12 protein-coding genes are annotated in these 10,616 nt (G+C 64.8%); 9 read left to right on the forward strand and 3 right to left on the reverse strand.

Annotated elements, in window-relative coordinates; genetic code table 11:
• Positions 1-551, forward strand: a 551-nt coding sequence (locus WCB02_RS34695) for a GyrI-like domain-containing protein (protein WP_423965738.1), incomplete at its 5' end; no start/stop codon positions are given.
• Between the two features lie 5 nt (positions 552-556).
• Complete coding sequence (locus WCB02_RS34700; protein WP_423965765.1) at positions 557-1,300, forward strand: SIMPL domain-containing protein; 744 nt, start codon at positions 557-559, stop codon at positions 1,298-1,300.
• 105 nt (positions 1,301-1,405) lie between these two features.
• Here WCB02_RS34700 and WCB02_RS34705 read toward each other — a convergent pair whose 3' ends face one another.
• The 3 genes from WCB02_RS34705 to WCB02_RS34715 all read right to left on the reverse strand — a co-directional run bounded on the left by WCB02_RS34705 (position 1,406) and on the right by WCB02_RS34715 (position 4,581).
• On the reverse strand, positions 1,406-2,437 hold the full coding sequence (locus WCB02_RS34705) for an MBL fold metallo-hydrolase (protein WP_423965740.1): 1,032 nt from the start codon (positions 2,435-2,437) through the stop codon (positions 1,406-1,408).
• A 95-nt stretch (positions 2,438-2,532) separates the two neighbouring features.
• Positions 2,533-2,907 carry a response regulator gene (locus WCB02_RS34710; protein ID WP_423965742.1) on the reverse strand — a complete coding sequence of 125 codons (375 nt, stop codon included), beginning with the start codon at positions 2,905-2,907 and terminating at the stop codon, positions 2,533-2,535.
• Between the two features lie 9 nt (positions 2,908-2,916).
• Positions 2,917-4,581: a sensor histidine kinase gene (locus tag WCB02_RS34715; protein ID WP_423965745.1), complete on the reverse strand. Its 1,665-nt coding sequence runs from the start codon at positions 4,579-4,581 to the stop codon at positions 2,917-2,919.
• Between the two features lie 458 nt (positions 4,582-5,039).
• On the opposite strand from WCB02_RS34715, the gene ffh reads away from it, so the two are divergent.
• The 7 genes from ffh (at position 5,040) to WCB02_RS34750 (ending at position 10,449) form a co-directional block, all read left to right on the forward strand.
• Positions 5,040-6,587, forward strand: coding sequence for a signal recognition particle protein (gene ffh / locus WCB02_RS34720; protein ID WP_423965748.1), 1,548 nt, complete (start codon positions 5,040-5,042; stop codon positions 6,585-6,587).
• Positions 6,588-6,763: 176 nt separating this feature from the next.
• Complete coding sequence (rpsP, locus tag WCB02_RS34725; protein ID WP_423965750.1) at positions 6,764-7,099, forward strand: 30S ribosomal protein S16; 336 nt, start codon at positions 6,764-6,766, stop codon at positions 7,097-7,099.
• 16 nt (positions 7,100-7,115) lie between these two features.
• Positions 7,116-7,685 carry a ribosome maturation factor RimM gene (rimM, locus tag WCB02_RS34730; RefSeq protein WP_423965753.1) on the forward strand — a complete coding sequence of 190 codons (570 nt, stop codon included), beginning with the start codon at positions 7,116-7,118 and terminating at the stop codon, positions 7,683-7,685.
• A 146-nt stretch (positions 7,686-7,831) separates the two neighbouring features.
• Entirely contained in the window at positions 7,832-8,917 is a 1,086-nt protein-coding gene (locus WCB02_RS34735; RefSeq protein WP_423965755.1) for a zinc-binding dehydrogenase, read from the forward strand.
• A gap of 9 nt (positions 8,918-8,926) precedes the next feature.
• Positions 8,927-9,673 (forward strand): tRNA (guanosine(37)-N1)-methyltransferase TrmD, encoded by a 747-nt coding sequence (gene trmD / locus WCB02_RS34740; protein WP_423965758.1) that lies wholly within the window; start codon positions 8,927-8,929, stop codon positions 9,671-9,673.
• Between the two features lie 106 nt (positions 9,674-9,779).
• The gene (rplS, locus tag WCB02_RS34745; protein WP_423965761.1) at positions 9,780-10,169 is read left to right on the forward strand and encodes a 50S ribosomal protein L19; all 390 of its coding nucleotides are present in this window, start codon (positions 9,780-9,782) and stop codon (positions 10,167-10,169) included.
• A 154-nt stretch (positions 10,170-10,323) separates the two neighbouring features.
• Positions 10,324-10,449: a hypothetical protein gene (locus WCB02_RS34750; RefSeq protein ID WP_423965763.1), complete on the forward strand. Its 126-nt coding sequence runs from the start codon at positions 10,324-10,326 to the stop codon at positions 10,447-10,449.
• Positions 10,450-10,616: the final 167 nt, after the last annotated feature.

Here is a 10,616-nt window from a genome sequence, read left to right on the forward strand (position 1 = left end):
CGCCTGCGCCGAGCGCGACACCTGCTCCGGCCGCAAGCCCCGCCCCCTCCGCCGCGCAGACCCCGGCGCCGCCGGCCACGGTTCAGACCGCCGACCCGTTTGGCGAACCCATCATGCTGGAGCCGAAGAAGGTCCTCATCGTGAGAGGCAACGCCAACTGGGACAACGCGTTCGATACCCTGATCGACTCGTTCAAGACGCTGTCGGCGGTGCTGGACAAGCAGGGCCTCACGCGCTCCGGCAACCCGATGATCGTCTATACCTCGACCGACGATACCGGCTTCAGCTTTCTCGCCGAGATCCCGGTCGATCAGGAGCCAAAGGCCTTGGCCAAGGATATGAGCGTCGGCAAATCGCCCGACGGCAAGGCGCTCAAATTCGTTCATCGCGGCTCGTATGACAACATGGACAACACCTATGAGGCGATCACCAATCACCTCGACGACCAGAAGCTGGAAGCCAAGGACATGTTCATCGAGGAATACATCACCGATCCGTTGAAGACCGCAGAGGACAAGCTCGTGATCAACGTCTATGTGCCGCTGAAATGAACCGGATGATGCGCGATATCGCAATCGCCGCGGGGCTGGTCTCGCTCGCCGCGGGGGTCGCCGCATTCTCTGCCGCACCTGCGTTGGCCGAGAGCGAGTTTCCGCCTGCGATTTCCGTCACCGGCGAGGCCAGCATTTCGGTGCCGCCCGACCTTGCGGAGGTCGATGCCGGAGTCGCGACCGACGGCAAGACCGCGCGCGAGGCCTCGGAAGCCAACAACGCGGCGATGACCAAGGTGATGCAGGCGCTGAAAGGTGCCAATATCGACGACAAGGATATTCAGACCTCGCGCCTGTCGCTGCAGCCGCAATATGCGCCGAACCGGCCAGGTTCCAACGTGTCTGGCGTGAACCAGATCACCGGCTACCGCGCCAGCAACCGCGTCACCATCAAGCTGCATGACGTCGCCAGGGTCGCGGGCGTGATCGACACGCTGGTCGGCGCTGGCGCCAATGATGTCGGCAACGTCAACTTCATGGTCGAGCACGCCTCGAAACTGCTCGACGATGCCCGTGAAAAGGCGCTGGCCGACGCCCGCCGCAAGGCCGAGATCTATGCCAAGGCCGCCGGCGTCGCGCTGGGCTCGCCCTTGAGCATATCCGAGGGCGGCGGCTCCTTCGCGCCGGTGTTTCGCGCCAAGATGATGATGCCGGCCGCGGCAATGGCCGTCGCCCCGCCGGTGGCGCAGGGCGAGGAAACGCTGTCGGTCAGCGTCAGCGTGACCTGGGCGATCAAGGCTGGGCAGTAAGCGGCAATTTTGCATACGTCGGCCCTGAGCCGGGGCCCGTTGCCACAGGCTTTGGTTTTTTGCGAGGACGACCACCCGGCTGTCTTCAACAAGAAGCAGCGGTGGTTATAGCTCCCGGCTGAAGGCCGGGACGACGGAGTCGATCTCCATCACCTGCCCGGGCTTCAGCACCGAAAATTTCTCGTGCGGCATCTGTGCTGCATCCAGCGACTCGCCCAACGCGACGACGGGCGCATCGATCGCTTCATCGGTGAGCTGGAACGTGCCGTGGTGATGGGCCAGCGCCTGCGCCGCGCCGCAATCGGCGAGCGCCTTCACGGCATCCGAGGGGTTCATGTGCTGGTCGCGCATGAACCAGCGGGGCTCATAGGCGCCGATCGGCAGGATCGCCAGTCGCAGCGCGCCATGGGCCTCGGCGACACGACGGAAATGCCTGCCGTCGCCATAGCCGGAATCGCACACGACATAGAGCTTTCCCACCGGCGTTTCGAGCACGAAACTCGCCCACAGCGCCCGATTGCGGTCGAACACGCCACGCGCCGACCAATGGCGCGTCGGCACCAGCGTGACGGCAACGTCGTTGCCGAGTTCGACGCGGTGGTGCCAATCGAAGCTTTCGGCCCTGATCGCAGCATCCGCCTTCCGCATGGTCAGATCATTGCCGAGCGGGGTAACCACCCGTGGCGCGAATGTTCTGGCCAGTTTCGACAGCGTCGCAATGTCGAGATGGTCGTAGTGGCCGTGCGAGACCAGTACGGCATCGATCGTGGGCAGCGCGTCGAAGGCGATGCCGGGCGCGTCGCGCCGTTTCGGCCCGGCCCACGCGACCGGCGAGGCTCGCGTGGACCACACCGGATCGATCAGGATGTTCAATGCCGCGGTCTGGATCAGCCAGCTGGCATGGCCGATGAACGACAGGCGAACCTTGCCGCCGTTGACGCGCGCAGGCGGCGTATCGGCATGAGGGCTCGGCGCCCAATCCGGCCATCTCTCGCGCTTGCGTCCCCCGCCGAACTGCCAGCGCAAGACATGCGACAGCGATTTCGGTGGCACGCCATCGGGATCGAAGAATCGCCCGCCGTCGAAATGATCGGAAACGGGACCGCAATAGGTTTTCGTGGATCGGCGGGTGCTCACGGGGATTTGGTCAGGCAGCGGAGAGGCGAAAGGCATGGTGCTCAATATGGCCCCGGGATGCTACTTTGGAACCCGCGGGAGCGAAGGACCGGCTTTTAAATCGCCATCCGATGCATCACCGCAACAAGGTCTTGTGACCGATAGGGCTTGCTGAAGAACTTGCCCCGCTCCGGCAATCGCACATCGGCCGCGGCGATCTGACCCGAAACCAGAATAATTTCGATCGGAGGCCAGCGGTCACGGACGATCGCGACCAGATCCATGCCGTCCATCCCGGGCGGCATGTCGATGTCGCTCAGGATGATCTGGATGTCGTCGCGGTCGTGAAGCAGCGTCATCGCCTGCTTCGCGTTCGCCGCCCCAACCGCCTCGAAGCCGGCTTCTTCAACCATATCAACGGTGTTCATCCGCAAAAGCGGCTCGTCCTCGACGACGAGAACGACAATCTTGGGAAGCAGTGATCTGACCATCCGTCTCGCCTATGCCTGCAAATCAGCGAGCCCGGCGGTGAATTCCGCCTCGAAGCCAGTTGAGTGGTAACGAAGCTGCACGCCGCCGGTTCCCACCAGCCCGATTCTGAGAAGCCTGGAACCGAAACCTTTACGCGTGGGTTCGACGACGTCGGGACCGCCTCGTTCATCCCACTTCAGCGAGAGTTCCGGTTCGGTCTTGTGGTCGCTAACATCCCAGGCGATTGTCACACGTCCCGTCGCATTGGACAGTGCCCCGTATTTGAACGCGTTGGTGGTCAGTTCATGCAGCAACAGGGACAGCGACAACGTCGCCCGCGACCCCAAAGTGACCTTTGGGCCGGAAATGTCAAATCGCGCGGCATCGCCAAAGGTCGCGACGACGGTCTCGGCCACGTCCTGAAACTCCGCGGCGGTCCAGTTTCGCTGCAGCAGAAGGTCATGGGCCACGCTGAGCGCCAGCACGCGTTCGGAGAACGCCTTGACCGGTGTCTGATCCGGCACTGACTTCAAGGTTTGCGAAGCCACGGCCTGCACCAGCGACATAGTATTTTTCATGCGATGGCTGAGTTCGTGATTCAGCACGCGCTGCTGATCTTCGGCGCCCAGCCTGTCCAATTCGGCCTGTTTTCGCGCGCTCTCGTCGCTGAACAGGATCGCGACCAGTGGCGCATCGCTCCGGCCGATCCGAAATGCATGGACATTGAACCAGCGGTCATCGAGCCCCTTGGCCTGATACTCAAAGCGCACGGCCTCACCGGTGGACGCGACCCGACCGTAAACGTCGAACCAGTATTGCTCATGCTGCGGAACCATTTCCCGCATCCAGCGGCCTTGAGCATCGGTCAGGCCCGTCTGCCGGGCAAAAGCAGGATTGATCTCGACGAACCGATAATCGACAGCCTGTTCGTCACGAAACTTCATTTCGACGATGCAAAAGCCGTCGTCGATAGCATCGAACAAGGTCTTGTAGCGGGCCTCGCTTGCTTTCCGTCGGACCGTCTGCGCTTCCTGCGCGGCAAGTGCATGGTCACGTGCAACAATCGCCCGCCGCAATTCCAGTTGCGCCATGACCTGACGCGCCAGGCTCTTCAACGCGCCGGATTGCGATTCGGTGAGGCCTTCCGGGCGGGGCTTGTCGTCGATCACGCAGAGGCTCCCGATGACGTGACCCTCGGCGGTGCGCAGCGGCGCGCCGGCATAGAACCGAATATGTGGCTCGCCACGAACCAGCGGATTGTTCCTGGTACGAGCGTCCTGGGCCAAGTCGGCAATCACCAGCACGTCCGGCTCGACAAGCGCGAACGCGCAAACCGAACTGTCGAGGTCTGTCTCGCAAGCCTCGAACCCGCTTCGCGCCTTGAACCATTGTCGATCGGACGAGACCAGGCTAACCAGCGCGACCGGCGCTTGACAGATCTGAACGGCCAATTCGACGACATCGTCGAAGCCCCGTTCGGGCGGGGTGTCGACAATGGCCAACCGCGACAGGGCGTCGAGCCTGTCAGGGTCGAAGGTATAGGGGGGTGGTTTCACGTCGATTCCGCCAGGGGATTCGCCGATGCCTCTTGGCCATCCGGTCTTTTGCGACAAGGGTTTCTTCACCGTTGGATCCGTCCACTCCCAACCCTCGCAAAACGAAAAAGGCCGCCAGTGAGCGGCGGCCTCCAACATCGCGGAGACTATTTGCGTATTCCTACGGGAGCTGTCTCCTTGATGAGGAGCACCTTTCGGGAAGTTGCTTAATGAGAACGGCCGATGGCTGCCGGAGTTCCAGCATGGGCCCGCCCGGCTGTGCAGGGAAAATTGCGACCACCGCGAATGATCTCAGCGACTTAAGCGACTGGAAGCGATCAGGCCGCCAGACTGTGCCTTGACTTTGTCGGGCTGCAGGGGTTTAACGCCGCGACTTTCTCGAAAAGACGTTCTTTTCGACCCGCCGCCCGGCCCTTGAGGCCGGAGGCTAACGCCCGACAGCGCGATGCGCCCTCGGGCGCGAAACTGTTTGGACCATCGTCTTGGCGTTCTGCGCCAAGGTACATGACAAAACACGTAAGTCGTGATCGCCCGCCAGCGCGGGCACGACGGCGGCAAGTGACGCGAGCGCCTGGGCAGGCATAAGGACAACGGCATTGTTCGACAATCTGTCGGAAAAGCTTGGTGGTATTCTCGATCGGCTGACGGGGCGCGGCTCGCTGTCGGAGGCCGATGTCGACGCCGCGATGCGCGAGGTTCGGCGCGCACTCCTGGAGGCCGACGTCGCGCTCGAGGTGGTGCGCGGCTTCATCGAGCGAGTGCGCGAACAGGCGGTCGGCGCCACCGTGGTGAAGTCGGTGACCCCCGGCCAGATGGTCGTGAAGATCGTCCATGACGAACTGATCGCCACGCTTGGCTCCGACGGTCAGACCATCGACCTCAACGCGGTGCCGCCCGTCGCGATCATGATGGTCGGCCTGCAGGGTTCCGGCAAGACCACCACCACCGCCAAACTCGCGCGCCGGATGACGCAGCGTGACAAGCGCAAGGTGCTGATGGCCTCGCTCGACGTCTACCGCCCGGCGGCGATGGAGCAGCTCGCCGTGCTCGGCCGCGATCTCGACATTGCGACCTTGCCGATCGTGCAGGGCCAGCAGCCGGCACAGATCGCGCGCCGCGCGTTGGAAGCCGGCAAGCTCGGCGGCTATGACGTCGTGCTGCTCGACACCGCCGGCCGCACCACGCTCGACGAAGAGATGATGACGGAGGCGGCCGATATCAAAACGACCGCCCAACCGCATGAGGTGCTTTTGGTTGCCGACGCGCTGACCGGTCAGGACGCGGTCAATCTCGCGCGCGCCTTCGACCAGCGGGTCGGGCTGACCGGCATCGTGCTGACCCGGGTCGACGGCGACGGCCGCGGCGGCGCCGCGCTGTCGATGCGCGCGGTCACCGGCAAGCCGATCAAGCTGATCGGCACCGGTGAAAAGACCGACGCGCTGGAGGATTTCCATCCGAGCCGGATCGCGGGCCGCATTCTCGGCATGGGCGACATCGTCTCGCTGGTCGAGAAGGCGGCCGCCAATATCGATGCCGAGAAGGCCGCGCGCGCCGCCGAGAAGATGCGCAAGGGCCAGTTCGATCTGGCCGACATGCGCGATCAATTGCTGCAGATGGCCAATATGGGCGGCATCAGCGGGCTGATGGGCATGATGCCCGGCATCGCCAAGATGAAGAATCAGATCGCCAATGCGGGGCTCGATGACAAGATCATCAAGCGCCAGGTCGCGATCATCGATTCGATGACGCGCGAGGAGCGCCGGCATCCCGACCTGCTCAAGGCCAGTCGCAAGAAGCGCATCGCCGCGGGCTCAGGCCAGAACGTCGAGCAGGTCAACAAGCTGCTCAAGATGCACCGGAACATGGCCGACGTGATGAAGGCCATGGGCTCGGGCAAGCGCGGCCCGCTCGCCGGCATCGCACAGGCGATGGGATTTGGCGGCGCCGCGCCGTCACCGGAGCAAATGAAGGCGCTGGCCGAGAAGATGCCGGGCGGATTGCCACAAAGCGCGGGCCTGCCGCAGCTGCCGAAGGATCTTCCCGCCGGGCTTCGTTCGGGGCTGCCGAACCTGCCCGGGCTGACCGGCCTTAGCGGCAAGCCGACCCTGCCCGGCCTCGGCGGTTTTCCGGGGAAGAAGAAATGACCCTTTCTTCGTCATTGCGAGAAGCGAAGCGACCAGGCAATCCAGCTTCCGGTTTCGCGGAGAGATGGATTGCTTCCGCGGAGCCTGGCATCGGGCGCCTTGCCGCGACCCGGTGGCTCGCAATGACGAGACCGCAAACCGAACACTAATTATTTAACATTCGATAGGAGAATTCGATGTCAGTCGTCATCCGCCTCGCGCGCGCGGGCACCAAGAAGCGCCCGGTCTATCACGTCGTCGTCGCCGACTCGCGCTTCCCGCGCGACGGCCGCTTCATCGAGCGGCTCGGCCATTTCAACCCGCTGCTGCCCAAGGATAACGAGGCGCGGCTCAAGCTCGACATGGACAAGGTCAAGGGCTGGCTCGCCAAGGGGGCGCAGCCATCGGACCGCGTAATGCGCTTCCTCGATGCCGCCGGCGTCGCCAAGCGCACTGCACGCAGCAACCCGGAAAAGGCGGTGCCGCGCAAGGAGCGCAAGGCGCAGGCCGAAGCCGCCGCGAAGTCCGCGTAAGACGCACGGCGCGGCGGTGGCAGCGCCTGTCTGCGTCGCCCGGATCGGCGCCGCGCATGGCGTGCGCGGGGCGGTGAAGCTCTGGACCTTCACCGAAGATCCCTTTGCGGTGACGCGGTACGGTCCGCTGTCGACCAAGGACGGCGCGCGCCAGTTCGAGGTCGCGCACGCGCGCGAGGCCAAGGATCATCTGGTCGCGACCCTGAAGGGCGTCGCGACCCGCGACGAGGCCGAACGTCTGAACGGCATCGAGCTCTACGTCGCACGCGACAAGCTGCCCGCGGTCGAGGACGACGAGTATTATCACGCCGACCTGATCGGGCTCGCCGCGGTGAACGCGGCCGACGAACCGCTCGGCCGCGTCATCGCGATCCACAATTTCGGCGCCGGCGACATCATCGAGATCGCACCGCCGCAGGGTGCGACCCTGCTGCTGCCGTTCACCAACGCCGTGGTGCCGACGGTCGATCTCGCCGGCGGCCGCGTGGTGATCGAATTGCCGGTGGAGGTCGACGGCGACGATTCTGTCCAAGATGAAGAGCAAGCTCCCTCCGCACGTCGTCCTCGCGAAGGCGGGGGCCCATAACCACAGGCGCCTGTCACTGCGCCATGGAGCGGCCCCAGCTTTTGTAAAAGCAACCGCCTGTGGTTATGGGTGCCGGCTCGGGCTTCGCTTGGCCGGGACGACGGCGGGTTTATATTTGCGGACCGCAAAACTCGGACGAACAGCCCATGATCAACACCCATAAAGCCTGGCGGCTGCACGCGCGTGACGACCTGCGCTGCGACGACGTCGAAACGCCAACGCCGGCGCCTGACGGCGTTCTGGTCAGGATCGAAGCCGGCATGGTGCTCTCCTACATGGGCAAGGTGCTGTCGGGCGCGGTGCCCTACAGCCTGCCGCCGATGCCGTTTGTGCCCGGCACCAACGCGGTCGGCCGGGTGATCGCGATTGGCGGCAATGTCGGTCACGTGCAGAACGGCGACCGGGTTTTCCTGAGCCCGCATCTGCGCGCCGACGTGCCCGATCCGGAGCCGGCGCAAATCCTGATCGGGCTGACCGCGACCGTGACCTCGGACGCGGCGCTGGCGTTGCAGGCGCGCTGGCGCGACGGCGTGTTCGCCGAGATCGCGCACTGGCCGGCCGCCTGCGTCACGCCGCTCACCCGGCTCGATGACCGGCCTGCCACCGAACTGATCGGTTTGGCCAAACTGATCGTGCCATTCGGCGGCCTGCAGCGCGCCGGCTTGCGCGGCGGCGGCATCATCATCATCATCAACGGCGCCACCGGCTATTTCGGTTCGGGGGCGGTGATGCTGGCGGTCGCGATGGGCGCGGGCCGCGTCGTCGCGGTGGGACGCAAGCGCGAGGCGCTGCAGCGGTTGAGCAACGCGTTCGGCCCGCGCGTGATGCCGGCCGTCGTGAGCGGCGACCCGGCTCAGGATCTTGCCGCCATTCGTCATGCCGCGGCCGGCGGCGCCGATGTCGCGCTCGATCTGCTCGGCCAGGCCAGGAGCACCTCGACAACGCTCTCATGCCTGCGCGCGCTAAAGCGCGGCGGCCGGCTGGTGCTGATGGGCAGCGCCGAGGTGCCCTTGGAATTGTCGTTCCGCGAGATGTTGGCAAATGACTGGGAAGTGGTCGGCCAATTCATGTACGACCGCACCGCGCCGCCCCAGCTTGCGACGCTCGCCGCCGAAGGTCTGCTCGATCTCGGCAAGATCATGGTGACGACGTTTCCGCTCGCCGACTTCAAGCGGGCGGTCGAAGCGGCGGCCTTGATGCAGGGGCTCGATCTGACGGCCGTCGTGCCGTAATCAAGAGCCATGACTGCCGCGACGACGATATGGCGCGCCACCGTGCTCACGCTGTTCCCGGACATGTTCCCGGGGCCGCTTGGCATGAGCCTCGCCGGTCGCGCGCTGGCCTCCGGCCTGTGGGCGCTGGAAGCGCGCGATATCCGGGACTCGGCCACTGACCGCCACCGCAGCGTCGACGATACCCCGGCGGGCGGCGGGCCTGGCATGGTGTTGCGCGCCGACGTGCTGGCGGCGGCGATCGACGCCGCCGAAGGCACGTCCGACCGGACCAGAGATCGACCCCTCCTGCTGATGAGCCCGCGAGGTCGGCCATTGAGCCAGGCGCGGGTCAAGGAGCTCGCAGCCGGACCCGGCCCCCTGCTCGTCTGCGGCCGATTCGAGGGGGTCGATCAGCGGGTGATCGAGGCCCGGAACCTCGAGGAAGTCTCGATCGGCGACTACGTGCTATCCGGCGGCGAAATCGCCGCGATGGCGCTGATCGACGCCTGCGTCCGGCTGCTGCCCGGGGTGATGGGAAAGGCCGAATCGGGGGCAGAGGAGAGCTTTTCGCAGGGATTGCTGGAATACCCGCAATATACCCGCCCTCAGACCTTCCAGGGGATGCCCATCCCGGACATCCTGCTGTCCGGCGACCACGCCAGGGTGGCGGCCTGGCGGCGCGCCGAGGCCGAGGCCCTGACACAGGCGCGGCGGCCGGATTTATGGGCGGCGCGGCCTGATCCAACCCGCACAAAAAACACGACAAAAGGGTGACAAACGTTCGCCTTTGCCGTATACGGACCGCCAAATCCGCAAGTGATGGCAGGATCAAGCGCGAGCCCCCGTCGGCGGCTGGGCGCGCAGCCGATGGAGATTACCCGTGAACCTCATTCAGCAGCTCGAAAAAGAGCAATTCGACAAATTGTCGGCCGGCAAGGACATTCCTGATTTCGGGCCAGGCGACACCGTGATCGTCAACGTCAAGGTGGTCGAAGGCGACCGCACCCGCGTGCAGGCCTATGAGGGCGTCTGCATCGGCCGCTCCGGCGGCGGGCTCAACGAGAGTTTCACGGTCCGCAAGATCTCCTACGGCGAGGGCGTGGAACGCGTGTTCCCGCTGATGTCGCCGATGATCGACTCGATCAAGGTGGTGCGTCGCGGCAAGGTGCGCCGCGCCAAGCTCTACTACCTGCGTAATTTGCGCGGCAAGTCGGCCCGCATCGTCGAGAAGACCGAGAAGACCGAGCGCGCGACTGCTGTCGGCGAGTAAGGCCGCCGAAATCGGCCGGATCAAAAGCGCGGGGCAGCTCCCTGCGCTTTTTTTTGCGGTACCCATATCGTTCCTCGCACGAGTTCTTGGCTCGCGTCGCTTGCAGGTGACCGATTGATTGTCGGGCCGAGGCGCGGCGTGCTAGAAAATGCCCATGGCACTGGACCAGACCAGCATCGCTTGCCGGCGCGTCGTGATCGACGATCGCAGCCGGCTGCCCGGCCGCTTCTTCGGACGCTTTGCGACCTCGGCGACCGCAAGACTTGGCCGCGCGCGCTGACGCTGCGCCGAATCCGTCTCGCGTTCGCGCGTATCCGAGAACTCACCGATCAAGAAACCATCCGGGAGCTGACGCTGATGTCGAAACCCACCACGCTGTACGACAAGATCTGGAACGACCATCTGGTGCATGAGGCCGAAGACGGCACCTGCCTGCTCTATATCGAC

The sequence above is a fragment of the Bradyrhizobium sp. genome (assembly GCF_049581145.1).
Lineage (GTDB): Bacteria > Pseudomonadota > Alphaproteobacteria > Rhizobiales > Xanthobacteraceae > Bradyrhizobium.